The following is a 23,050-nucleotide window of genomic DNA, read 5'->3' as shown; positions in this document are numbered from 1 at the left end:
GCCAGCTTGCTGGCGAAGAACGTCAGGGCAACGCGGGCATCCAGACAGCACGCGTCATCGTTGACGTCCATCGCGAGCAAGCTCGCTCCTACACACACAACCTGGAGAACAACACATGACTACCCCGTTTCTGTACGACCCGCTGAGCATCACCGACGTCAAGGATTGGGGCGTGATCCCGACCATGCTCGAAGGTCAATCCCGTGTCTCCGGCGTGGTCCTGCACAAAGGCCCCGAAGGCCAGTCCGAATGCGGCATCTGGATCTGCACCCCGGGCAAGTGGTTTTGCCATGTCACCAGCGACGAGTTCTGCCACTTCCTCGAAGGTCGCTGCACGTATTTCCACGAGTCCGGCGAAGTGATCGAGATCAAGCCAGACACCGCCGCCTTCTTCCGCAAGGACTGGAAGGGTGTGTGCACCGTCCACGAGACCATCAAAAAGGTCTACATGATCCGGTGAGCGCCATGACAGATGCACTGGCGTCATTGCCAACCCGAGAGGACCAGCGCGCAGCCTTTTTGGCCCGTGCCGGTTTCGCCGGGGCCTTGCTGGTCGCCTTGCCGGCGGATGCTTCGACCCGGCGTTACTTCCGCCTGGACGGCGCCGGACTGCTGTTGATGGATTCGCCGCCAAACAGCGAACCCATCGGTCCGTTTGTACGGATTGCCCGGCAGTTGCAGGGGCTGGGTCTGTCGGCACCGGCCTTGCTGCAAGTGGATGAAGAGGCGGGGCTGGCGCTGATCGAGGACTTCGGTCACGACACCTACACCCGGTTGCTGGCGGCCGGGCATTCGGAGTCGGAGCTGTATCACCTGGCCGTCGATACGCTGGTGGCGTTGCATCGTGCATCACCAGCCGTGCAATTGACGCCTTACGACGAGCATCGACTGGCGGACGAGTACAGGTTGTTTATCGACTGGTATGTGCCTCTGCTTGTCGGCAAAGAGGCGGCGCAGGTCCTGTGCGATGAGTATCTGGCGTTGTTCGCCGACGCCTGCCGCGATGTTGCGGAACGTCGCGAGGCCCTCGTACTGCGCGACTTCCATGTCGACAACCTGATGCTCCTGCAGGGCCGGGAAGGCGTCGCAGCCTGTGGCTTGCTGGATTTTCAGGACGCCTTGGTCGGGGCGGCGGCCTATGACGTGATGTCGCTGCTCGAAGACGCCCGGCGCGATGTGCCCGAAGCGCTGCGCAAGACACTGATCAGTCATTACCTGTTGCAGCGCCCGGAGTTGGACGCGCTGCGTTTTCTCGAAGATTACCGGCGCCTGGCGGCCCAGCGTCACGCCAAGGTGCTGGGGATTTTTGTGCGCCTGGCCGGCCGCGACGGCAAGCACGGTTACCTGGCGCATCTGCCGCGCACCCTTGGTTTGTTTGTTCGGGCACTGGACGCCGAGGCTTTTACGCCCCTGCGCCAATGGCTCGACCGGCATGTGCCGGGCTGGCGCGATGAGTTGCCCGCCGAGACCCTGGCGACTTTGCGTGAAACCCCTTATCGATTGGTTCAAGGATCATCCCATGGCCACGTTCAACACTGATTCCGCCTTGCGCTTCATCAATTCCGAGTTCCTGCCGCTGACCGATGGCCGCGTGCGCGAAGTGCTCGACCCCGCGACCCTGCAACCGGTCGGGCAGGTTGGTTTGTGTGGCGAAGCGGACGTACAAGCCGCCATCGATGCCGCCACTGCCGCACAACGCCAATGGCGCCTGGTCGATGCGAAAAGCCGCGCGGCGCGCCTGCATCAGTTGGCCAACGCCATTGAGCAGAACGTCGCCTGCAACCGCGAAGTCGCACGCTTGATGACCCTGGAAATGGGCAAGCCGTTTCCCGAGGCCATGGGCGAGTTGGCCAACTGTGCGCCGATCTTTCGCTACTACGCGGAAATGGCCCGGGACGATGCCGGCAAGGTCGCCGGCACCACGCAGATCGGCTCCTTCCAGCATGTGCGTTATGAGCCGTATGGCGTCAGCGTCCACATCATGCCGTTCAACTTTCCGATCCTGTTGATGTGCTGGACGGTCGCTGCGTCGCTGGCGGCGGGTAACGCCTGCATCATCAAACCGGCGGAAGCCACGACCCTGTGCACCCTCAAGTTCATGGAGCATTTCACCGCGTTGTTGTCGGGACTGGTGTCTTGTGTGCCGGGTGATGCCGTGACCGCGCAGTTGCTGGTGCAGTCGGCGCAAACCCACGCCGTGGCCTTCACCGGCAGTGTCGCGGCGGGTAAAGCCGTGGCCGTGGCCTGTGCCGAACGGATGAAGCCTTGCGTGATCGAGGCCGGTGGCAGCGATCCGCTGATTATCTCCAGGCACGCACCGCTGGACGTCGCGGCGGCGGGAGCGGTGACGGCTGCGTTCCACCTCAGCGGGCAGATTTGTACCTCGGCCGAACGTTTTTATGTCGTTGACGAGATCCATGACGAGTTTGTCGCGAAGTTCGCCGCGCGCACCCAGGCCTTGCGCATTGGCCATGGCCTGGAACGCTCGGAGATCGGGCCGATGGTCAGCGAAGCGGCGCGCAGTAAAGTCATGCGCCTGGTCGATGACGCCGTGGCCAAGGGTGCGAAAGTGGTCTGTGGCGGGCGGATTCCGCCCGAGCACAACGTGGGTTGGTTCTACGAGCCGACCATCCTCACCGGGGTGACTGGCGACATGTCCATACTTCAGGAAGAGTGCTTCGGCCCGGTGGCGGCGATCTGTCGTGTCAGCGATTTCGACGAGGCGGTGCGGCTGGCCAATGATTCGCCATTCGGCCTCGGTGCCTCGCTGTTTTCCACTGACCTGGCCGAAGCCATGGAAGCCGCCGAGCGTCTGGAGGCGGGGATGGTCTGGGTCAACAATCCGCTGATTGACAACGATGCGCTGCCGTTCGGTGGCTGGAAGATGTCGGGTCTTGGGCGTGAACTCGGACGTCAGGGGCTGGAAGCGTTCCGTCGCTCGAAAATGGTCATCATCGATCATCAGCCGAAGATTCAGGACTGGTGGTACCCGTATGCCGACGACGTGTTCTTTCGCGATCCGGCCTGAAGCCGGGATGCACACAGGAGGATCGTGATGAGCGACAACTTTGGCTGGCCGACGCTGGCGGTGATTCTGGCGGCCGGGCAGGGCACGCGGATGCGTTCGCCGCTGCCCAAGGTCTTGCATCCGGTGGGCAATCGGCCGCTGCTCGGCCATGTGCTGGCGGCGGTGGAGGCGGCGGGTATCGAGCAACGGGCGGTGGTGGTGGGCGCTGGCGGCGGGCAGGTAGCCGAGTACCTGCAACAGGTCGCACCGACGGCGCAGGTCTTTACCCAACACGAACAACTGGGCACGGCCCACGCGGTACTCGCCGCCCGGCCGGCCTTGCAGGTCCAGGAACAGCAACAGGGCTGCGTGTTGGTGCTGTTTGGCGACTCACCGTTGATTACCTCGCAGACCCTGGCCCGTTTACGCAGGGCATTGATCGATGGTGCAGCCGTGGCGGTGGCGGGTTTCCACACCCAACGACCGGGGCCTTACGGGCGGTTGCTGGTGGAGCAGGGGCGTTTGCGCGCAATCCGCGAAGCCAAAGATGCAAGCCCACAGGAGCTGGACATCAACTTCTGCAATGGCGGTGTCATGGGCCTGCGCGCCGATACCTGCCTGTGGCTGCTGGAGCGTATCGGCAATCAAAACGCCCAGGGCGAGTTCTACCTCACCGATGCGGTGGCGGTGGCCAACGAGGCGGGGCTGACGGTCACTGCCGTGGAAGTGGATGAAATCGACGTACTCGGGGTCAATGACCGCGAGCAATTGCAGGTCGCCGAACAGCTGTACCAACAGCGTCGACACCGGCGGATCAAGGAGTGTCCCATGGCTGACTATCAACGGTTGTACATCGGCGGTGAATGGGTCGCCCCGGTTCAACGCGGTGTTTTCGATACGCTCGATCCGAGTGACGAGTCGGTGCTGGCGCAGGTTGCTTCTGCCACGTTCGAGGACGTCGACCGGGCGGTTGCGGCCGCGCGTTCGGCGTTTGATGAAGGTGACTGGCCACGCTGGTCGGGCGCGCAACGGGCCGAGGTCCTGCGCCGAATCGCCGAGGGTATCCGCAACCGTCAGGATGAGCTGGCGGCCATCGAAGTGCGCGACAACGGTAAGCCGTTGCCGGAAGCATTGTGGGACATCGCCGACACCGCCGGTTGCTTCGACTTCTATGCCGGGCTGGCCGAGCAGTCGGATCAACAGAGTGAACAGTCGATCGATCTGCCGGATGCGCGCTTCACGTCTTCAGTGATCAAGGAACCGCTCGGTGTGGTTGCGGCGATCATCCCGTGGAATTTCCCGATGCTGATGGCCTCCTGGAAAGTCGCCCCGGCACTGGCGGCAGGTTGCACCGTGGTGCTCAAACCTTCCGAACTGACGCCGTTGACTGCTCTCGAACTGGCGGGTATCGCCGACAGGGCGGGCCTGCCGGCCGGGGTACTGAACGTGATCACTGGCCTGGGACGCGAAGCGGGAGCGCCGCTGGCCAAACACCCGTATGTCGACAAAGTCGCCTTCACCGGGAGTGTGCCGACCGGGCGCAAGATCATGCAGGCGGCTGCGAACGATATCAAAAACATCAGCCTGGAACTGGGCGGCAAATCACCCTTCGTGATCTTTGCCGACAGCGACATTGAAGCCGCCGTGGAGTGGATTCTGTTCGGGATTTTCTGGAACCAGGGCCAGGTCTGTTCAGCCACTTCGCGGGTGTTGGTGGAGCGCGCGCTATACCCGGCACTGCTGGAGCGCCTGATTGCCGCTACCGAGCAGATTCAGATTGGCCAGGGCTTCGAGGATGGGGTGAAGCTCGGGCCGCTGGTCAGTCAGGGGCAACTGGACAAGGTGCTGGCGGCGATTGCAGCCGGTGAGCAAGAGGGCGCGCGGCTGGTTTCGGGCGGTGTGCGGCCGGATTATCCGGAAAAGGGTTATTACCTGACGCCAGCGATTTTCGCCGATGTTCCCGAAGACAGCACGGTGTGGCGTGAGGAAATTTTCGGCCCGGTGGTGTGCTTGCGCGCATTCGACACGGAAGCCGAAGCGATCCGCCTGGCCAATGACTCGCCGTTCGGCCTGGCGGCAGCGGTCATGTCCCGGGACATCCCGCGCTGCGAACGGGTCGCTCGCGGTTTTCGCGCAGGCATCGTGTGGGTCAACTGCTCGCAACCAACCTTCGTCGAGGCACCCTGGGGCGGTTACAAGCAGAGCGGCATTGGTCGCGAATTGGGCGAGTGGGGCTACAACAACTACCTGGAAACCAAGCAGATCACCCGCTACAACGGCGAACCCTGGGGGTGGTATCTGCAGTGAATTGAACGCAAACCGGCCTGCCTCAGAACAGGGGCAGGTCATTTATTCCCGATCTGTGTGCCTATGTGTGTAATTGCGTCGAATTGACCACCCGTCTGCGAGCGTTTAACTCTGTCGTTGCGAGCAGCCCATCGACTGCTCAAGGTCGCGCGCACGCTGGCGGACCTTGAACAAGTCGACGGGACCAGACGCGAACATTTGGCCGAGGCGCTGCAATATCGGTCGACAATGCTCTAGCCGGTGTCACCCCTTGGTCAGGTCAACCAACGGCGTCTGCCGCACCTCAGTCTCCCGCCCACCCTGAATCTCGCTCACCTGCTTCAAGGCCTTATCCACAGCCGCCTTATCCGCCAACAAGCTGTAGCTGATGCGGAACTGCTTGTGCTCCTTCGGCCCAATTGTCGGTACCAGATTCAGTGGCCGCTGATAACGGCGGTTGTAGGAAAAACTTGTCCCCGGCTCCAGCCCCGTGACATAGCCCTGGCCTTGGGTATCGGTGTTTTTCCACAGGGAAAACACGGGCAGTGTCTGAGTGTTGAAGCCGACCGAAACGCCCAGGCTGCCGGCCTTGTTATGCAATACGGTCAACGTATCGCCCTTGGCATCGGCATACGGCACCACGTTGTAAACCGTTTCGTCGTAGTCTTTGGTCGGTGCGCGGTAGGTTTGCCAGTCGGGTAGATCGCCCTTGGCCTTGTCGTTGAACGGCGACACCTGTTTCACCGGCGCGGCGAAACGAGCGCCCTGCTCCAGGAACGGGGTGCTGAAGTTACTGTGATACAGCGCCTGGTATTCCTTCGGATAGTCGCCGTTGTTGGTCAGGGTGTCGTTGAGGGCGAACACTACGCTGCCGGGTTCGGTGACCAGTTCGGTCGCGACGGAGAAGTCGACCTTCTTGAACGCCTGCTCTTTCAGTTCGCCGCGCAGGGTGATGGCGTACGGTGGTTTTTCATCGATGTGCAGGGTGACTTTGTTCGCAGGAATGTTGGCGGCCCGACCGTGCAGGGTCAGCAGTTCGCCATTGTCGACGCCGGGGTGGCCGACCCATTCGTATCCGCAGCGGGTGACCAGCTCATTGAAACCTTCCAACCAGCCCAGACCACCGCGGCCATTGAGTTCGATGAAGGACGGATTGACCACTTCCTTGACCGGCGAATCCCAGCCCATGCGCACATTGCCGACCGAGGCCTGCAAGACGTTCATTCCGCGAGTCGGCACTACCGAGAGTTTCATCGTGCCGTTATCGATGTCGACGATGCTGACGCCCTCCTGCCGACCACCGTGCAAGGTGCGCAGGGCAACGCTGAAGGGTTTGTCGGTTTTTATGCCGAGTTGCTGGCTGGTGATCTGCCAGTTCCGGGCGGCTTTGTCGGTGTCGAGCAGAACGTAATCCCAGGCCACGGCGTGGGAGGCAGCGGACAGTGCGCTGAGGGCAACAAAGAGTTTGAGTGGGGTCATGGCAGCAGCCTTTCTTGGAGTTGTGCCATTTTTATAGACTTGATGAAACGTTTCAGCAAGCTTAAAAAGCGACACAACGCCGGCAAATGCCAAGAAAGATTTGGGACAAACCGGAAAATTGAGTCGATGCCATCGCGAGCCGGCCGCTAAGGCGCTGGGTACTTTCACGCAACGTGCCGTGAAAAGTGCTCAGTTGATCGGCCAGTAACCGCGCCTTGCTCGCCAGATGTTCTTCGCGGGTGGCGAGGTTGGCAGCGTCCAGCGAGCGCAGGGCAAACACGGTACTGCCGCTGATAGCCGATTTCTGCCCTTCGTGACAGGCAGAAAACGGCCAAAAGCAGACATTGATGATGTTGGGGATCAACTGCTGGAGGTTGTCGCTCACCAACGAGAAAATCGCAACCAATACAGGATTTGCCGCGAAGCCCCCTAAGCCTTGTAGCGGAGAGCATTGGCAACAAGTGCGAAGGCTGGCAAGGATTGCCTCCGGCTCGGGTAGTAAAGGTGATATCCGGGAAAAGTCGGCGACCAGTCCTCAAGAACACGGATCAACCGGCCATCCTGGACATAGGCCTGGACAACATCCTCCGGCGCATAAGCCAGCCCGTACCCTTCTAATGCGGCGGACATTGTCTGGGGTGAGGTATTGAAGATCATCTGCCCGGGCACCTGAACATGCAGCGCTTTACCGGCCTTGGAAAACTCCCAGGCATACAGGCCACCATGAGTGGGCAACCGCAGGTTCGCGCAGTTATGGGTGGTCAGATCCTGGGGAACTTGTGGCTTTTCACGATGGGCAAAGTAACTTGGCGCGCCCACGACAGCCATGCGAAAGTCAGGGGAAATTCTGACTGCGATCATGTCTTTTGCCACCTGATCGCCTATCCGCACCCCCGCGTCATAACGTTCAGCGACGATATCGATCAACCCGTAGCCGATATTGATCTCCAGGGTGAGGTCGGGATATTCCGGCAGCAACCTGGAGAGTTTCGGCCAGAGAATGGTGGATGCGGGATGGTCGTGGGACGTTATCCGAATAGTCCCTGATGGCTTGTCGCGCAACTCTCCCAACGCGGCGACTTCTGCTTCTATTCCCTCGTAGTAAGGCACAAGGCTGGCGAGCAAACGCTCGCCGGCTTCGGTCGGCGACGCCCCGCGTGTGGTGCGGGTCAACAAGCGGATTCCGAGACGCTCTTCAAGACTACGGATGCTATGGCTGATAGCGGATTGGGACACACCCAGATGGGCAGCGGCCCTGGTGAAACTGCGCTCGCGCGCAACGGTGATGAACACCGCAAGGCTGTTGAAATCGCTCTGCGCCATGATGAATTTATCTCATACCGGTTATCTCAGTATGCCACTTCTTGAATGGATCAGATCTTTTTAAAGTAGCTGCATCCCCAATAACCAAACAGTTTGTGGGTTGGTTTCCAATACCCTCAAAGGAGATGGATGATGCAAAAGCGCAAAATCGGCAGCAACGGCCTCGAAGTTTCAGCCATTGGCCTGGGCTGCATGGGCCTGACATTCGGCTATGGCCCCGCCACTGACAAAGCGGACGCAATCAAACTCATCAGGGCGGCCTTTGAGCGTGGAGTCACCCTCTTCGATTCGGCAGAAGCCTATGGGCAAGTCAACGAAGAAATGGTGGGCGAAGCCGTTCAACCATTTCGCGAGCAGATCGTCATCGCGACAAAATTCGGATTTAAGGACGGCAATCCCGCCGCTGGGCTGGACAGTCGACCTGAGCGCATCCGTCAGGTGGCGGAAGAATCACTCAAGCGCCTGAAGACCGACTGCATTGACCTGTTTTACCAACATCGCGTCGATCCCAATGTCCCTATGGAAGATGTTGCCGGGGCCGTGCGCGACCTCATCACCGAAGGCAAGGTCAAATACTTTGGCATGTGTGAAGCTGGCGTAGACGCTATCCGTCGCGCCCATGCGGTGCAGCCGCTGTCGGCACTTCAAAGTGAGTATTCGATGTTCACCCGTGAGCCTGAACTGGAAATAATCCCAACTCTCGAAGCGCTCGGGATTGGATTCATTCCCTTCAGTCCGTTGGGCAAAGGGTTCCTGACCGGGAAAATAGATGCCGGTACGACGTTCTCTAGCGGTGATGTACGGAATAATCTGCCTCGATTTGCTGATGGTGCCCGCGAGGCCAACCACCATCTCGTCGCCCTGATCGGTGAAATCGCCCAGCGCAAGCAAGCAACCCCGGCCCAGATTGCATTGGCCTGGCTGCTGGCACAAAAGCCGTGGATTGCGCCTATCCCCGGTACAACCAAGCTGCATCGCCTTGAAGAGAACGTAGGCGGAGCAACCGTGCAATTGACCGCAGAAGACCTTCGTGAACTCGGTGAGGTTCTGGCCAAGGTGCCTGTACAAGGTGAGCGCTACAACGCCCAGATGATGAAGACCATCAACCGATAAGCGTTCTCCAGCGCCTGATGGCAATCCTTTTGGGGAGCGCCGCTAAGTGCTCGTTTTCCCACTTTCCACGCACGAGCGATCAATCACTATGAAGTCAGACGAAGCGAACTTCGCCGTACCGGCATTTGCACGCTACACCCAGGACGTGCTTCTGGAAGAGATATGGCAGCGTCCGCAATTGCTGCCCCGGGATCGCAGTATCGTGACTGTTGCCGCCTTGATTGCGCGGCATCAGCCAGCCGAAATGGCTCGCCAATTCGATTTGGCGTTGAACAATGGTGTTACGCCTACCGAACTGAGTGAAGTCATCACTCATTTGGCATTCTATTCAGGCTGGGGGAATGCGACATTGGCGGCATCCATCGCCAAAGACGTATTTGAGACTCGCGATATCGCGCCAACCGCATTGGCGGATGTACAGGACAACTTGCTTCCAGTTGACGACGCCTTTGAGCAGATGCGCGTGACGGCGGTAGAACAGATGATCGGCCCTGCATTCGACGCGCTTGCAGGCTACACCACTTCGGTGCTTTTCCATGACCTGTGGCTGCGCCCGGCACTGACTCCCCGTGATCGCAGCCTGGTCACGGTTGCAGCTCTGGTTGCAGTGGGGCAAGCCGCTCAAATCCCTTTTCATGTGAACAAAGCCATGGATAACGGCCTGACCCAAATTCAGGCTGCTGAAATCATTACGCATCTGGCCTTCTACGCCGGTTGGCCGAACGCAATGTCGGCGGCAGCCATCGCCAAAGAAATATTCGAAAAGCGCTCCGAGTAAAGCGCTTGGCAAATCTGGTGCGGTACGTTGAATGACCGGCCGTGAATCGGTCATTTCGCACCAGCTAAGGGTTCCTCTAAATCCAGGGTAAAAACATGCAAAGCACCAAATTCGAAGAGCGGCACATCATCTGCGAGCTTCGCTGCGATGATTGCAACACCGAGCGGGTTAAGGCCTTGATTTTGCAATTTGTTGAGCCGGCAAGAGCGGAACCCGGTTGCCTGTATTACGATCTCTATCAGAGTTTCGAAGCACCCAATACGTTTTACATAATCGATGGCTGGACAAACCAGCAGGCGGTCGAAGAGCACGCCGGCAACCAGCATGTCGCCAGCGTTATGGAAGAGCTACGTCCACTGCTCACTTTCGGCCCCGTTATTACGCTCAATGCTCGTGTAAGTAACTGAGGTCAATCGGCTCGTTGTACTTATGGGTAGCGCTAACGGTTATCCATCTCAAATTTGCCCCATAGCGGTCATTGGATAATGTCCTCCATTGGTCGTTAGCAGACGAAATCGAGCGTCCGCTATTGGCCGGTTTCAACCGGTCGTGGAAGGCAGAAGTCGATCCATGGCTGCCTGTCAGGTTGAATCCTCTTACAGGTATTCGCGACTAGAGTTTCACTGCCAACTATTCTGAAGCGAGATCAGAATTCACCCGTGCAACGTCAGGTATCGAGCGTTACTTCGTCCTCAGGGAAACCGGTATGACAAATCCGCAAGATAAAGCCGAGTCCGATGCGGATTTAGCTCAGATGGTTATAGGGCTGGGGCCCTGCACTTGTCTGTTGCTGCTCTTACTTGGATTGATCCTCCTGTTTCCCTTCCTTGAGGAGGGTTTAATGGCTCGCATGTCGCTCGGCATTCTGTTTTCAACGGTGCTGCTCGTGGGCGCTTTCGCCACCAGGCAGACTCGGTGGGGGTTCATCCTCAAACTGTGCCTGGCGCTGCTTGGGATTGGCCTTCAATGGGCGGCCTTGTGGGCTGGGAGTATCACGATTCTTGAGCTTGCCGGGATGTCCTATGTGGCCTCTCTTGCAGTTTCGTTTAGCGGAGTGCTTCGCTACATCCTCAAGCGCGGGCCAATTACAGCCGACAAGCTGCATGGCGCGCTTGCGGGTTACATCATGCTGGCCTTCGTTTGGTCCTTCATCTATGCCCTGGTCGAGATATCCGCCGCTGGCTCATTCGGCCCTGGCCAACTCGACTTCAGACAGCCCGGCACTTTCTTCGAACTGATCTATTTCAGCCTCACGACGCTCACAACCACCGGTTACGGTGATGTTATCCCGTTGACCAACCACGCCCGCTCACTTGTGATGGTCGAAGAATTTTCAGGCGTCTTTTACGTTGGTGTTGTGATCGCGCGGCTTGCGGGTCTGTATCCGTCGAATCAGGTCAGGTGACTCTCGATTTACCTGAGCCGCGTAAACCCTGTGTTTCAAAGCCCTGCGCCGAAGCGATACTGCCAGACCATGCCAATGGCATCGTATTCGCTGCCCGTGCGGGTATGGCCGCCCTTACTCGCATTCAGCTTTAGCGAATGGTTCCGGTTCAACGGCAGCGTGAGGGTGCATCCATAGCGTGTGTTCTCCTGAAAATCGTGGTTACCGACCCCATCGACTGAGCTACTCCCCCCAGCGAAGTAGGTCGTATCCAGCGACGCCCAAACACCGCTGGTAAAGGCATAGATAAGATGCCCCTGTACCTGGTAGATCGGGTTCTGGGAAAGTGTGTGGTCGCCGAGGAACTCGTCATTGTCGGTGTAAAAGGTTCCTGCGCCGGATAATTCCAGGGTCACTGGCCCCAGACGCTTGGAAATCCCAAGTTCGGGCTTGAATGACCAGCGGTTGTTGCCGAGATTTACCAGCTTACTCGCGTCGTATTGGCCTATTGGCGCCGTGATCGCCAGGCTGGTGCCGATAATCACATCCTGTCGATAGCTGGGGAATTCAGCCAGGGACATCGCCGGGGCGCCATACAAATTGACCGAGAACCGGAATCTTGGATCGATCAACCCCGTAACATTGCGCTCCTTGGGTTCACCGGCGAACAGGGCAGAGCCCGTCAGTCTTGCCTCAGGCACGACAATATCGAACTTCCCGGAACGGCCCCAGACGTCCAGAGATCTGGCAAAGGCAAACACGACAGTCTTGATGTTGAGCTTGGCATCCTGGAGCGGGACCGAGGGATTGGCCGTCACACTGCCATGGAGGTCGCTGTAGCCCATAAGCAGGAAATTGATACCGACCGGTGTATTGGCGTAGGACCTCGGTTCGAGATCCTCTGCGACTGCACCGGGGGCTACCAGGATCAGCGAAACGGATGCGTACCGAACCAGCCTGACGACGCAGAGTTTGTGTTTCATCCACATTCGCTCGCTTCCTGTGAGGGCCCCAGAGTTCTATGCATTGTTGTAGCGCATCTGCATTGGTTTGGCATTTACCACTGCCACCAGCACTGTACGGAGGGCCGCTATGGGTGGATAGCTACCGGTGAGCGTGGAAGTTCGCTTGAGCCATTTCCCGCCCGGCGTATTAACTATTCCGGGTTATACGTCCTACGGTACTAGCGATGGTTGCGATAGCGTTCGGTCAAGGACTGCACGAGGGTGACGTAGGATTGCGTCTCAGCGTAGGGAGGCACCCCGTTGTACTCGACCACGGATGCTTCGCCGGCGTTGTAACCTGCCAACGCCAGCATCTGGTTGCCGTTGAAGCGCTTGAGCAGCCAGGCCAGGTAGCGCACGCCGCCACGAATGTTCTGTCGTGCATCGAACGGATTGTCCACGGCGAAGCGCTCGGCGGTGGCGGGCATCAACTGCATCAGCCCCTGGGCGCCGGCTTCGGAAATGGCGTTGGGGCGAAACGCCGATTCGGCATGTATCACTGCGCGGACCAGCGCCCTGTCGACACCATAATGACCCGAAGCGGCTTCGATCTCCCGCCGATAGGAATGGGTGTCCAGGCGCAGTGAGGTAACCTTGAAATCCTTCGGCGCCATGCACAGATAGCAGCCCTTGATGTAATAGAGCTCAAGGACATCGACCCGTGCGGAGATCCCGACGGGGCGCCGGCTCACATATTGACGAATACCCCTGTGGATGAAGGTGAACACCCGAATCCGCATCGCGCCTGAGTCGTCGTCCCGCACAAGCCGTGGCAGGGTCATTGTCTGGGCGCCGACACCGGCGCCCGCCATGCCATTCAGGCGGGCGCAGCGGGCGCTGGCGATGGCTTGGCTGGTGTAGCTGATGGCTCCGTCCCTGGCTTGGCACTTGAACATGGCGCTGGCGCACAGTGGAGCGACCAGCAAGGCCAGCTCGATGCAGCCAAGAAGGCTCTTGCGAGCCCATCGCCATGCTCTGGAACTCATCACATCGCTCCGCGCCGCAGGCGCCGATCAGGCCTGGGGCGCCTGGCCCGGGCGCTGCCCTTGGAGGGCCTATTGTGGGTGACCCGCCTTTTGTTCTGATAGTTATACCCCTTGTAACCGGCCTTGGAACTTGCGTTGACGTACGGGCTGCCGGCGCTCCCAGGCGAAGCGCAGGCGTGATGTTTTCCCTGGTTCCCTTGAACCCCACCGCCTGGAAGCTGCACAATTTCAAAAACGACAAAGCCCCGATGATTCGGGGCTTTGTCGTTTGTAGCCATCCCGTTCCGCACAGAGCTATTGGAAGCCACTAAATTGAATCTTCCATTCGAAAACCGTGTAGGAATTTACCCCTCGTGGCGAGGGAGCTTGCTCCCGCTGGACGGCGAAGCCGACCCAAACCCACCATTCACCGCGGACGATGCGACCCTGGCTACAGGGGGGAGGGCGCATGTCCAGTTTGTGCTGAATTATCCAGGGCGGGGGGCGGAAAAATGGAGTCCGTCAGGTTGATCAGGGCCTGTCCCGATAGCTCAGAGCACCCCGGGCACGACCAGGGTCAACCAGGCAACACAGGGGCCCACCAAGGCAACCACCGCGCTGTAGATCAGCAGGCTGCGCAACACTTTTTCTCGCTCCTGCGGGGGGGTATTGGCAACCACCAGCGCACCATTGGTGGAGAACGGGCTGGTGTCGACGATAGTGGTGGAAATGGCGATAGCCGCGACCACGCCGACTGCACTGATGTGGCCCTGGCTCAAGAATGGCACGGCCAGGGGAATGATCACCCCTAGCAACGCCGTGGACGAAGCGAAGGACGAGATAATTGCGGCAGTGAAGCACAGCAGCAATGCGACCAGCAGCGGTTCACCCAAGCCGGAGATGCCAAGGGCGACATAGTCGATGGTACCGATGGTCTGCATCACTCCGATGTAAGTGATGATCCCGGTGATCAGCAGAACAGTCGACCAGCTGACCTTGTCAATGGCCGCCTTCTGCGCCTTAGGCGCGAACATGGCCAGGACTACCGCGACCGTCATGGCCACCAACCCGATATTGAACTTGAACACTAATGCCGAGATCGCCAGGGCCAACAGCCCGACCAGCGTCGACAACTTGGCCCCGTCCAGGCCGCTGAGGGTCTGTAGCGGCGCACCGGCACCCGTCAGGTCAGTACGATGATAAGCAGGGGACGCGGGCGTACCGCCGTGACCAAGAATGGCCAGCGATGCACCAGCAGCATGCAACTCGGGACCGGGCAGGACCGCCACCAATGACAGGCGAGCGCTACGTAAACCACCGAAGACTACGAATACCACCATGGCAATCCCCAGGTTGAACAGCAGGCTGGCGATGAACAGAGTGAACGGTGCATAAGGCAGCCCGGAGGACGCAACGATCTGATTGGTTATGCCACCGAAAATACTTACAGGGGAGAAGCTGCCGCCTTGAGCGCCGTGAATCACCATCAGTCCCATGAGCACCGGGTTGATGCGGTACTGCACGGCGAAGTTGAGAGCAATAGGCGCGAGGATCGCTGCCACCGCAGGGCTCAGCGCACCGAAACCGGTGAGCAGCGCCGCCACCACGAACATCACCCAGGGTATCCAGGCGACATGGCCACGCACCATCAACACTGCCCGTTCGATCAGCCAGTCGATGGTGCCGTTGTTCTGGGCGATGCCGAACAAATAGGTGACACCGACCAAAGTCAGGAACAGGTCACTGGGAAAGCCGGCGAAGATGGTCGCCGGTGTCATGTCCATTATCACCGAACCGACGATAAAGGCCGCTGCGAACGCCAGCGCGCCCATGTTGATGGGCAACACGCTAGCGATGCCGAAAATGACCACCAGCACTAAAATTGACAGAATTTCATTATTCATTTCAATCTGACTCCCCGCATTCGGACGGTCCCGCAGGTACCGTCCTTGTTGTTATTTTTTCGGGATGTTTAGCAACCGACTCACGTCGGGCCGGGCGTACGCCGAAACGAGGAAGCGTGCCTTGCCTGCGAAGTCGGTCGTGCAAACACAGAAGCTTTCAAAGCTGTCGTGCTAATTGCCATTGAATGCGGCTGGCCGGCGCTCGGCAAAGGCTGCCAGTCCTTCGCCAAAGTCAGCACTTTCGCAGGCTTGTCGGCGCAGTTCGGCAATCTGCTCCATCGCCTGCACCGGAATCGGTTGCAGGTCTTCGAGGATACGCAGCTGTTCCTTGACCGCAGCAACGGCCAGCGGTGCTTTGCTGGCGATGCCGTGTGCCAGTTCCAGCGCGGTCGCTTCCAGCACATCAGTGTCGACCAGTCGGTTGACCAGACCAAACCGCTCCGCCCGCTCCGCGTCGAGCTTCTGTGCAGTGAAAAACATCTCCTTCAATACATGAATCGGCAAATTGTTGAAGAAGCGCAGCAATCCACTGGTGGTATACGGCAATCCAATGTTCACTGGAGTCATGGCAAAGCTTGCGCTGCGGTCCGCGACGACCATGTCGCAGCTCATTACCAGATCCACCGCGCCGCCCCACACCGAGCCGGACACCAGGGCAATCACCACGCCGGGATAGGCGCGGATGCGGCGCAAAACCTGTTCGAGCGGTTTGCCATAGGCAATCGGGTCGCGGTCGTGTTGCAGTTCGCGGATATCGTGGCCGGCACTCCACACGGATTGGCCGACTTCGCTGCCGAGGATCACCACCGGGATGCGTTGTGACGCCAGGGCGACGAGACTTTCATCGATCGCCGTCAGCAGCTGCGCGCTGAATGCATTGCGCTGTGTGGGATTGCTGAAGACCAGCCGCGCGATGCGTTCATCGACCCGGTTGACGGTCACGGTTGTGGAAGAGGCTGGATTCATTGTGTGGCTCCTGTCGATTGCGCGCCGGTCATGTCATCGGAGTTCTGGAACACTATTTTCGCGGCGAGCAATGCGTTGATTGATGCAGCGTCGAAACCGGCTTCGCGCAATACTTCGACGGTGTGTTCGCCAAGCAGTGGCGGTGGGCGGCTGACAACGCTGTCAGTGTCGCAGAACACCGGGGTCACTACCTGACGCAGTGCACCAAGTGTCGGGTGTGTGAGTGTCTCGGTCAGTTGACTGTGCAGCACCTGCGGGTCGTCGAAGACCTCATCGAGTGTGTTGATCGGGCCGGCGGGTAATCCTGCGTCGACGAACAGCGAGGTCCACTCGCGTTTGCTGCGGGTTTTCAAACGACTTTCCAGAATCTCTCTCAATTCATCACGACGTTCGACCCTCGCTTCATTGGTGGCGAAGCGTGGATCGTCCGGCAGCTCGGGCAAATCGAGCAGTGCGCACAAACGCCCCCACATGGCCGAGGTGATCGGCGCCAGATTGAGCGGGCCATCCTTTGTCTGGAACACGCCGTAAGGTGCAATCACCGAATGGGCGTTGCCGGTGCGGCGCGGCACATCCCCCAGGCTGAGGTAGCGTTGGCCGTGCACACTCAGCAACCCGACCAGACTGGCCAGCAGCGACGTGCTGACATGTTGGCCGCGCCCGGTGCGCTCGCGCTCGAGCAGCGCGGCCAGCACCGCTGTCACCAACCACATGCCCGAAGTCAAATCACCGATGGCGGTGCCGGTGCGTGTCGGGTCGCCATCGACGAAACCGGTCAGGCTCATCAGCCCCGAGTAGCCTTGGGCGATCTGGTCGAAGCCTGGCCAACTGCTCATCGGCCCGTCGGCGCCAAAGGCGTTAATGCTGCCCATTACCAGTCGTGGATTGCGGGCGCTGAGTACCTCATAACCGAGGCCCATGCTTTCCAGCGTGCCAGGCTTGAAGTTCTCGATGACGACGTCGGCGTCATCGATCAGCTGCTGGATGGTGGTCAGCCCTTCGGGATTGCGCAAGTCAATGCACATGCCGCGCTTGTTGCGGTTACACGATAAATAGTAGGTGCTCACGCCCCGGTCGAAGGGGCCCCAGGTGCGGCTCATATCGCCAGTCGGGCCGGGCTCGATCTTGATCACATCGGCACCGAGGTCTGCCAGCACCATGGTGCAGAATGGCCCCGACAGTGCGCGACTCAGGTCGACGATTTTCACGCCTTGCAAAGCTTGCATAGGACTCTCCATTGAAGGGTTGAATACGGGCCATTGCGCCAAGGCCTTTGAAGCGCTACTCGCCTTTGACGACCGTGAGCGCTTCGTGTTGTGAGACGAGTCTAGGCGCCGTATCTCATATCCTTCAAATATGATATTCCTCTACACTCATCGGAAAATCCTATGACTTGGGAGGGTACACATGGACCTGCGCCAGTTGCGGTATTTCATCAAGGTGGTCGAGTGCGGGAACATCACCCGCGCCAGTGAAACACTGCATATCGCGCAGCCAGCCATCAGCCAGCAGATGCGCAACCTGGAACAGGACATGGGCATGCAACTGCTCGAGCGCAGCGTGCATGGCGTCATTCCCACGGCGGCTGGGCAAACGCTTTATCGGCATGCCATCGAACTGCTGCGCCAGGCCGACGGCACCCACGAACTGCTGCGCCAGGACGCCGAATTCCCGCAAGGCAAAGTCTCGGTCGGCATGCCGTCGAGTACGGCGCGCATGCTGGCAATTCCGCTCGCGCGCACGATTCGCAGCCGTTATCCGGGCATCAAGTTGGAATTGATCGATTCTCCGAGCGCCGAACTCGGACGGCTGATCACGGTAGGGCGAGTGGCACTGGCGGTGAATGTCGATGCGGTCGAAACCAAAGGCATGGCTTTCCGGCGGCTGTTAACCGAAACGCTGTACTTGGTGGCGTGGCCGGAATTTTCATTATCGGATGAGCCAGTGTCGATTGAGGCATTGGCGAAGATGCCGCTGGTGCTGCCCTGTGCTCCGAACACCATACGCAGTCGGGTCGAGTTTGCATTGCAGGAGGCCGGCCTGAAATGCGAGGTTGAATTCGAAGCCAATTCCACCGACCTGTTGTTCTCAGCCGTCAAGGCGCAGCTCGGTGTCACGATCCTGCCGTGGGCTGCGGCCCATGTTGAGCTTGTGCAACACAGGCTCAAGCTGGCCAGGATCGATCATCGGCTGTTCAAGCGGGATCTTTCGCTGTGCTGGCATGACACGGTTGTAGAGAGCAATGCCGTGCAGAAGGTCAAGTCGACCATTTTCGAGTTGTTCGAGGAATTCGAGCGGCAGCCGGGGTGGGCAGATGAACAGGTCAAAGGAAAGAACCTCCAGGACTACTGACGGGCTGCTTTGGGTCCAGGCTGTGTGCAAACGTTTTGGAGCAGGTTTGACAGTCAGGACTGGAACGAAAAGCGCGTTCCTACGCATATTTCCAGTCTGCTGGTTAACCAAGCGCTGGCAGATTTCACGTAGCAACGCGCACTTCGAAACAGCGCACGCGTTTTTTACACAGCGTGGGTTGTTCTCTGCCGGTCCGGAGCGCACCAGCCGTTCAACCGGGGAAATCAGTCGCTGCAACTGCGCGATCAGGCCGGTTCGCTGAACCAGCAACTGACCCAATTCAAGGATTGAGCCAGTTGCCAGCGCTGCCGGGTTAGTGGAATGGAAAGATGTAGTTCATCCACGCAGCCATGCGCAGCAGGATTTTGCGCATCATCGCGATGTGATGAAAATGCTGGCTGTACAGCGCCGCCTGGCCGTAGGCCCCGCCGGGCATTTGGTCGGTGTACTGGGCATAGTCGGGATCGGTGATCTCAATGATCACCGGAACCCGGCCGGCCGGTGGTGAACCGGTGAAACCGATCAGTGTGCCCGACGGTTGAACCTGGCCTTCGGCGATGACCGAAACGACGGTTTTGACCTTGCCTTCGAACACCTTCCCGGGAATGCCGTCGAAAGCGACTTCGGCCTCGTCGCCCTCAGTCAGGCGCAACAGGCTGTTCTGCCGCATCCATGCGGCGAAGTAATGCCCTTCGGCGGGAATGAAGACCATCGAAGGGCGCAGCGGCAACTTGGTCGCCATCATGCCCGGACGCAACGAAACGTGGGTGACGAAGCCTTTGCTCGGTGCGCGGACCGTGGTGTTGTCGAGTTCGTACTGCGCATTGTCCAGTTGTGCCTTCAGGTCATCGGTCCGGGCGACCACCATATCCAGTTCCCGTTGGGTGCTGAAATTACGCTTGATCAACTCGGTGATCCGCACACGATCGGCCTGGGCAGCAATCAGTTGTGCCTTGAGGGATTTCACCCGGTACTCGAAGGGTGCGGGGTCTATGCGAAACAGTACATCGCCTTTTTCCAGGGGCTGGTTGGCCTGCACCGGCACGTCGATCACCTGGCCGCTGACCACGGGTATTACCGGAACCGATACGAAATAGGAGCGCGCCACCTCGGAGTAGGGGTGGTTGTAGTTCATTGTGAAAATCAGCGCGCCAATAATCACGATCCCGCCCAGCACCGCCGTAGGCACGGTCCATTTGTTCAGGGGGATGCGGAAGATCTTGAAGATGGCTACGCAGAGAGCCGCATACGTCAGAATGAGTAAAAGATCCATGGCTCAGAGGCCCTCGCCGAGATTGTCCGTTGGCAGCCGGCTCTGTGCCGTGCCGGTTGCTGCCTCGAGGCGCTCGATCCGGCCTTGCAGTTCGGCGACCTGTTGTTCGAGGTGAACCACATGACTTTTTGCTGAATGTCCGTCACTGAAACCCCAGCCCCGGTCCTCCCGATAGGCCATCGCCCAGATCCACAGGAACGGCCAGAGTGCGTGCAAGGTGAACAGGCTGACCCAGCCGGTGGCGTGAATCGCATCCTGGTGAGGGTGGTTGCGGTGGACGGCAATTTCATAGGGGATGTCGTGGAGCAGGATGATCCCGTAGAACAAGACGAGCCCGACAAATATCAGTATGCCCAGCGCGAAGTAATCAAGCATGAATCACTCCTCTTGAAACAGGTGACGTGTGCGCATGAGTGTAGCCGTTCAATCTACACTTGACGGGAACACGGATATCCAGCCTGAGCGACCGGTGCTTGGCCAAAGCGTCGACCGGTATCGTGCAGGCAGACCCCGACGAGGTGAAATCATGCCAGGCAATGGTCAATTCGAAAGGGTGCCTGTACTTGACCCTGTCGAGCGCATTACCGAGGTGATCTTCGGCCTGCTGATGGCCATGACGTTCACCGGCACCATCAGTGTGGCCACGGCAGACCAGGCCGCCGAACGCACGATGATGATTGCCGCACTCGGTTGCAATCTCGCCTGGGGACTGGCCGACGCGGTCATGTACCTGCTGCGCGCACTGGTCGAACGCACACGCAGGATCAAGCTGTACCTCGCTCTGCGCAATGGCACGGACGCCGCGGCCGGTCAGGCGCTCATTGCGCAAGTGTTGCCGTTGCAATTCGCGGTGGCGGCCGGCAGCGAGGGCCTGGAATTGTTGCGCCGCCGGCTGCTCGAGCAGCCCCCTTTGCCAACCAGGGCCGGCCTCGGCTGGAACGACTTCAAGGGTGCACTCGGTGTTTTCCTGTTGGTCGTGTGCTCGACATTTCCGCTGGTGGTGCCGTTCATACTGCTCGATCAGACCGCACTCGCCATCCGGCTGTCCAACCTGGTCGGACTCGTGGTGCTGTTCATCGCCGGCTGGATGCTCGCCAAGTACGCTGGTGCCACGCAATGGCAGGGTGGGGTGATCATGGCCGTCGTGGGGGCCGTGCTGATCCTTGCAATCATTGCGCTGGGTGGATAACAACTGGGCATAATTCAACACACTAAAGACTCATTCTCATTTACTATTGCCCTTCCATTTACGTCGGGCAGCCTGGTATGGATGTTCTTGCCGCTATCCATCTTTATTTATCCCAGTGGGTGATCGAGCCGGTCACCCGGCAGTTCCTGGGCATTTTCGACTTCAACGGCAGACTCGGTCTATCCTTTCTCTGCATGTCTTACAGCGTCGCTTATTGCCTGTTCCTGTACCGCAAATCCCGCGGTTTGACCGACGCGCGCTCCTTCGTACAGTTCATTGGCGGTCGCCGGGTTTACCTGCACCGCTCGGCGTTGCTCGACTACCGCTATTACTTCGTACTCGCCATTCTCAAGGTTGCCCTGGTGCTGCCCATCGTCGGCCTGGTCGATCCGTATGTCTTTCGTTCAGCGGACTACATCGCGTTTTTCACCCACCTGTGGGGGGCGCGCACGCAAGTGGAGGAGCACCTGGCGCTGACCCTGCTCTATGGGCTCGGTGTCTTCCTGGTCAAGGATTTCAGCCATTACTGGGGCCATCGCGCCTTTCACTCGCGGTATCTGTGGGCCTTCCACAAAGTCCATCATTCGGCGCCCGTGCTGGTGCCGGCGACGGCCAGCCGTGTGCATTTTCTGGAAGAGGTAGTCGAGAAACTGACGGATACCGTCTGCGTCGGCGCGTTTGCCGGGGTCTTCTGGTATGCCTGCGGTGGGGAGATCAGCCGCTATACCTTGTTTGGCGTGACCTACATGGTGTTCATCTTCAATGCCCTGGCGGCCAACCTGCGTCACAGCCATGTGTGGTTCTCTTTCGGCCCGGTGCTTGAGCGGGTGCTGAGCAGTCCGGCGCAACACCAGATTCATCACAGCGATGCAACGCGACACTTCAACAAGAATTTCGGCATCAATCTGTCACTGTGGGACTGGATGTTCGGCACGCTATACGTCACACAGTCCAGACCCGAGTCCATTCGCTTCGGCACCGGTGAGCAGGATCACGAGCGTTACCTGTCGCTGTGGGGGTTGATCGTCACGCCGTTTGTGGACATCGCCCGCAAGCTCTTCTCTGGAAAGCGCCCAAAAGTACAGCCTGAAAGCGGATCTGATCCGTATTTTTCAGCGCAATCTGCCTCTGTAACGGATGCAGCCGCCAGCCCACAATAAATCTCCGGTACGGCAACGCTCGGCGCCCCTGTACCGCCAATTCATAGTGTGGGAGGCCGCATGGCCAAGATGACGATTTTTCTCGGCGGTTTTCTGCTGTTGACCATCCTGATTGGTGTGCTCGCGACGATTCCTCCGACGTGATTACCCCTGTCGATTCTCGTCGACTGCCAGACGCAATTCACGGTAGGCCGTGACCAGTTGCTCAAGGCTGAACGCACGATTTCTTCCGCTGGGGTTAGGCAGGACCCAGACCGAGGCATTGCCGAAGGTTTTCGCTTGCAGGCCCCAGGCAATGTCGCGCTGACCGGACAGCGCGCAATACGCAGCCTTGCCCAGAAAGGCCACGAAGCGCGGCGCATGGCGTGCGATTTTCTGTTCGAAGTCCGCGGCGGCGGCGGTGAATTCGTGCAAGGACAACTGATCCGCACTGGCCGTTGGCCGTTCGACCACTGCGGTTAATCCACATTGGTAGCGCAAGATCGTCCGATCGTTTTCCGGTTGCACTTGCTCGGGAGTAAACCCGGCGAGATGGAGTGTGCGCCAGAAGCGATTGCCGCGCCCCGCAAAATGGTGCCCCTGGGCGGCGGCAGTCATTCCGGGATTGATCCCGCAAAAGATCACGGCCAACTGCCCGGCAAGAATATCTTCAAGTCGTTCACTCACCGCAGATCACTCTGATCGCCTGGCGTGCGAGTTCCGTCAGCTCTGCTCGGGATTTTAGGGCTATCGTCTGCAAATGCCTGGGCGCCGGCGGCGCCAAGCGCTACGAGGAGCGCGATTTTTAGCAGTTTCATGATGTTCACCTTGTGGTTCAAATGTTGTCCGGCAAGCGTTTTTTACCTCGTGAGTGAGTTGCGGCTCAGT

General features: G+C 59.1%; 21 protein-coding genes and 3 pseudogenes. 13 read left to right on the top strand and 11 right to left on the bottom strand.

The window, feature by feature from the left end:
• The first annotated feature begins 115 nt into the window (after positions 1 to 115).
• The 6 genes and pseudogenes from AC07XF_RS20700 to AC07XF_RS20675 form a co-directional block, all read left to right on the top strand.
• Entirely contained in the window at positions 116 to 460 is a 345-nt protein-coding gene (locus tag AC07XF_RS20700; protein ID WP_495027925.1) for a cupin domain-containing protein, read from the top strand.
• Between the two features lie 5 nt (positions 461 to 465).
• On the top strand, positions 466 to 1,539 hold the full coding sequence (locus AC07XF_RS20695; RefSeq protein WP_495027924.1) for an aminoglycoside phosphotransferase family protein: 1,074 nt from the start codon (positions 466 to 468) through the stop codon (positions 1,537 to 1,539).
• The gene (locus AC07XF_RS20690; RefSeq protein ID WP_495027923.1) at positions 1,520 to 3,028 is read left to right on the top strand and encodes an aldehyde dehydrogenase family protein; all 1,509 of its coding nucleotides are present in this window, start codon (positions 1,520 to 1,522) and stop codon (positions 3,026 to 3,028) included. Before AC07XF_RS20695 ends, AC07XF_RS20690 begins: the two co-directional genes overlap by 20 nt.
• Before the next feature lie 27 nt (positions 3,029 to 3,055).
• A pseudogene (locus AC07XF_RS20685) lies at positions 3,056 to 3,541 on the top strand (NTP transferase domain-containing protein); the annotation flags it as partial.
• A gap of 294 nt (positions 3,542 to 3,835) precedes the next feature.
• A complete protein-coding gene (locus AC07XF_RS20680) occupies positions 3,836 to 5,314 on the top strand; it encodes an aldehyde dehydrogenase family protein (RefSeq protein ID WP_495027939.1) in 1,479 nt (492 codons plus the stop codon).
• A 99-nt stretch (positions 5,315 to 5,413) separates the two neighbouring features.
• Positions 5,414 to 5,551, top strand: a pseudogene (locus AC07XF_RS20675) (magnesium chelatase subunit ChlI family protein); the annotation flags it as partial.
• Positions 5,552 to 5,557: 6 nt separating this feature from the next.
• On the opposite strand, the gene AC07XF_RS20670 reads toward AC07XF_RS20675, so the two are convergent.
• The 3 genes and pseudogenes from AC07XF_RS20670 to AC07XF_RS20660 all read right to left on the bottom strand — a co-directional run bounded on the left by AC07XF_RS20670 (position 5,558) and on the right by AC07XF_RS20660 (position 8,095).
• The gene (locus AC07XF_RS20670) at positions 5,558 to 6,772 is read right to left on the bottom strand and encodes an aldose 1-epimerase family protein (protein ID WP_495027922.1); all 1,215 of its coding nucleotides are present in this window, start codon (positions 6,770 to 6,772) and stop codon (positions 5,558 to 5,560) included.
• A 142-nt stretch (positions 6,773 to 6,914) separates the two neighbouring features.
• A pseudogene (locus tag AC07XF_RS20665) lies at positions 6,915 to 7,124 on the bottom strand (hypothetical protein); the annotation flags it as partial.
• Positions 7,125 to 7,201: 77 nt separating this feature from the next.
• On the bottom strand, positions 7,202 to 8,095 hold the full coding sequence (locus AC07XF_RS20660) for a LysR family transcriptional regulator (RefSeq protein WP_495027921.1): 894 nt from the start codon (positions 8,093 to 8,095) through the stop codon (positions 7,202 to 7,204).
• A 132-nt stretch (positions 8,096 to 8,227) separates the two neighbouring features.
• Between AC07XF_RS20660 and AC07XF_RS20655 the strand changes: the two genes are divergently transcribed.
• The 4 genes from AC07XF_RS20655 to AC07XF_RS20640 all read left to right on the top strand — a co-directional run bounded on the left by AC07XF_RS20655 (position 8,228) and on the right by AC07XF_RS20640 (position 11,391).
• Positions 8,228 to 9,208, top strand: coding sequence for an aldo/keto reductase (locus AC07XF_RS20655; RefSeq protein ID WP_495027920.1), 981 nt, complete (start codon positions 8,228 to 8,230; stop codon positions 9,206 to 9,208).
• A gap of 88 nt (positions 9,209 to 9,296) precedes the next feature.
• Positions 9,297 to 9,986, top strand: a complete 690-nt coding sequence (locus tag AC07XF_RS20650) for a carboxymuconolactone decarboxylase family protein (RefSeq protein WP_495027919.1) — start codon at positions 9,297 to 9,299, stop codon at positions 9,984 to 9,986.
• A gap of 95 nt (positions 9,987 to 10,081) precedes the next feature.
• Entirely contained in the window at positions 10,082 to 10,393 is a 312-nt protein-coding gene (locus AC07XF_RS20645; protein WP_495027918.1) for a putative quinol monooxygenase, read from the top strand.
• Positions 10,394 to 10,692: 299 nt separating this feature from the next.
• Entirely contained in the window at positions 10,693 to 11,391 is a 699-nt protein-coding gene (locus AC07XF_RS20640) for an ion channel (RefSeq protein ID WP_495027917.1), read from the top strand.
• A 35-nt stretch (positions 11,392 to 11,426) separates the two neighbouring features.
• On the opposite strand, the gene AC07XF_RS20635 is transcribed toward AC07XF_RS20640, so the two are convergent.
• The 5 genes from AC07XF_RS20635 to AC07XF_RS20615 all read right to left on the bottom strand — a co-directional run bounded on the left by AC07XF_RS20635 (position 11,427) and on the right by AC07XF_RS20615 (position 17,435).
• The gene (locus AC07XF_RS20635; RefSeq protein ID WP_495027916.1) at positions 11,427 to 12,353 is read right to left on the bottom strand and encodes a transporter; all 927 of its coding nucleotides are present in this window, start codon (positions 12,351 to 12,353) and stop codon (positions 11,427 to 11,429) included.
• A gap of 200 nt (positions 12,354 to 12,553) precedes the next feature.
• Positions 12,554 to 13,360 (bottom strand): lytic transglycosylase domain-containing protein, encoded by an 807-nt coding sequence (locus AC07XF_RS20630; RefSeq protein WP_495027915.1) that lies wholly within the window; start codon positions 13,358 to 13,360, stop codon positions 12,554 to 12,556.
• A gap of 530 nt (positions 13,361 to 13,890) precedes the next feature.
• Positions 13,891 to 15,243 carry an SLC13 family permease gene (locus tag AC07XF_RS20625; protein WP_495027914.1) on the bottom strand — a complete coding sequence of 451 codons (1,353 nt, stop codon included), beginning with the start codon at positions 15,241 to 15,243 and terminating at the stop codon, positions 13,891 to 13,893.
• Between the two features lie 171 nt (positions 15,244 to 15,414).
• A complete protein-coding gene (gene scpB / locus AC07XF_RS20620) occupies positions 15,415 to 16,209 on the bottom strand; it encodes a methylmalonyl-CoA decarboxylase (RefSeq protein ID WP_495027913.1) in 795 nt (264 codons plus the stop codon).
• A complete protein-coding gene (locus AC07XF_RS20615; protein ID WP_495027912.1) occupies positions 16,206 to 17,435 on the bottom strand; it encodes a CaiB/BaiF CoA transferase family protein in 1,230 nt (409 codons plus the stop codon). The genes scpB and AC07XF_RS20615 overlap by 4 nt, the downstream gene beginning before the upstream one ends.
• Positions 17,436 to 17,616: 181 nt before the next feature.
• On the opposite strand from AC07XF_RS20615, the gene AC07XF_RS20610 reads away from it, so the two are divergent.
• A complete protein-coding gene (locus AC07XF_RS20610; RefSeq protein WP_495027911.1) occupies positions 17,617 to 18,561 on the top strand; it encodes a LysR substrate-binding domain-containing protein in 945 nt (314 codons plus the stop codon).
• Between the two features lie 313 nt (positions 18,562 to 18,874).
• Here the strand turns inward: AC07XF_RS20610 and AC07XF_RS20605 are convergent, their stop codons facing one another.
• Positions 18,875 to 19,834 (bottom strand): HlyD family secretion protein, encoded by a 960-nt coding sequence (locus tag AC07XF_RS20605; RefSeq protein ID WP_495027910.1) that lies wholly within the window; start codon positions 19,832 to 19,834, stop codon positions 18,875 to 18,877.
• A gap of 3 nt (positions 19,835 to 19,837) precedes the next feature.
• Positions 19,838 to 20,209, bottom strand: a complete 372-nt coding sequence (locus tag AC07XF_RS20600; protein WP_007999042.1) for a DUF3302 domain-containing protein — start codon at positions 20,207 to 20,209, stop codon at positions 19,838 to 19,840.
• A 151-nt stretch (positions 20,210 to 20,360) separates the two neighbouring features.
• On the opposite strand from AC07XF_RS20600, the gene AC07XF_RS20595 reads away from it, so the two are divergent.
• On the top strand, positions 20,361 to 21,023 hold the full coding sequence (locus tag AC07XF_RS20595; RefSeq protein WP_495027909.1) for a hypothetical protein: 663 nt from the start codon (positions 20,361 to 20,363) through the stop codon (positions 21,021 to 21,023).
• A 77-nt stretch (positions 21,024 to 21,100) separates the two neighbouring features.
• A complete protein-coding gene (locus AC07XF_RS20590; RefSeq protein WP_495027908.1) occupies positions 21,101 to 22,183 on the top strand; it encodes a sterol desaturase family protein in 1,083 nt (360 codons plus the stop codon).
• 144 nt (positions 22,184 to 22,327) lie between these two features.
• On the opposite strand, the gene mug is transcribed toward AC07XF_RS20590, so the two are convergent.
• A complete protein-coding gene (mug, locus tag AC07XF_RS20585; protein WP_495027907.1) occupies positions 22,328 to 22,849 on the bottom strand; it encodes a G/U mismatch-specific DNA glycosylase in 522 nt (173 codons plus the stop codon).
• Positions 22,850 to 23,050: the final 201 nt, after the last annotated feature.

It is taken from the genome of Pseudomonas sp. GW821-FHT01C01, from assembly GCF_059422645.1.
This window is presented reverse-complemented; position numbering and strand designations above follow the sequence as displayed.

Excerpts from the sequence above, each read along its gene's own strand:
- AC07XF_RS20700 (WP_495027925.1), top strand. The coding sequence starts at position 116 with ATGACTACCCCGTTTCTGTACGACCCGCTGAGCATCACCGACGTCAAG.
- AC07XF_RS20695 (WP_495027924.1), top strand. The coding sequence starts at position 466 with ATGACAGATGCACTGGCGTCATTGCCAACCCGAGAGGACCAGCGCGCA.
- AC07XF_RS20690 (WP_495027923.1), top strand. The coding sequence starts at position 1,520 with ATGGCCACGTTCAACACTGATTCCGCCTTGCGCTTCATCAATTCCGAG.
- AC07XF_RS20680 (WP_495027939.1), top strand. The coding sequence starts at position 3,836 with ATGGCTGACTATCAACGGTTGTACATCGGCGGTGAATGGGTCGCCCCG.
- AC07XF_RS20670 (WP_495027922.1), bottom strand. The coding sequence starts at position 6,772 with ATGACCCCACTCAAACTCTTTGTTGCCCTCAGCGCACTGTCCGCTGCC.
- AC07XF_RS20660 (WP_495027921.1), bottom strand. The coding sequence starts at position 8,095 with ATGGCGCAGAGCGATTTCAACAGCCTTGCGGTGTTCATCACCGTTGCG.
- AC07XF_RS20655 (WP_495027920.1), top strand. The coding sequence starts at position 8,228 with ATGCAAAAGCGCAAAATCGGCAGCAACGGCCTCGAAGTTTCAGCCATT.
- AC07XF_RS20650 (WP_495027919.1), top strand. The coding sequence starts at position 9,297 with ATGAAGTCAGACGAAGCGAACTTCGCCGTACCGGCATTTGCACGCTAC.
- AC07XF_RS20645 (WP_495027918.1), top strand. The coding sequence starts at position 10,082 with ATGCAAAGCACCAAATTCGAAGAGCGGCACATCATCTGCGAGCTTCGC.
- AC07XF_RS20640 (WP_495027917.1), top strand. The coding sequence starts at position 10,693 with ATGACAAATCCGCAAGATAAAGCCGAGTCCGATGCGGATTTAGCTCAG.
- AC07XF_RS20635 (WP_495027916.1), bottom strand. The coding sequence starts at position 12,353 with ATGAAACACAAACTCTGCGTCGTCAGGCTGGTTCGGTACGCATCCGTT.
- AC07XF_RS20630 (WP_495027915.1), bottom strand. The coding sequence starts at position 13,360 with ATGAGTTCCAGAGCATGGCGATGGGCTCGCAAGAGCCTTCTTGGCTGC.
- AC07XF_RS20625 (WP_495027914.1), bottom strand. The coding sequence starts at position 15,243 with ATGAATAATGAAATTCTGTCAATTTTAGTGCTGGTGGTCATTTTCGGC.
- scpB (WP_495027913.1), bottom strand. The coding sequence starts at position 16,209 with ATGAATCCAGCCTCTTCCACAACCGTGACCGTCAACCGGGTCGATGAA.
- AC07XF_RS20615 (WP_495027912.1), bottom strand. The coding sequence starts at position 17,435 with ATGCAAGCTTTGCAAGGCGTGAAAATCGTCGACCTGAGTCGCGCACTG.
- AC07XF_RS20610 (WP_495027911.1), top strand. The coding sequence starts at position 17,617 with ATGGACCTGCGCCAGTTGCGGTATTTCATCAAGGTGGTCGAGTGCGGG.
- AC07XF_RS20605 (WP_495027910.1), bottom strand. The coding sequence starts at position 19,834 with ATGGATCTTTTACTCATTCTGACGTATGCGGCTCTCTGCGTAGCCATC.
- AC07XF_RS20600 (WP_007999042.1), bottom strand. The coding sequence starts at position 20,209 with ATGCTTGATTACTTCGCGCTGGGCATACTGATATTTGTCGGGCTCGTC.
- AC07XF_RS20595 (WP_495027909.1), top strand. The coding sequence starts at position 20,361 with ATGCCAGGCAATGGTCAATTCGAAAGGGTGCCTGTACTTGACCCTGTC.
- AC07XF_RS20590 (WP_495027908.1), top strand. The coding sequence starts at position 21,101 with ATGGATGTTCTTGCCGCTATCCATCTTTATTTATCCCAGTGGGTGATC.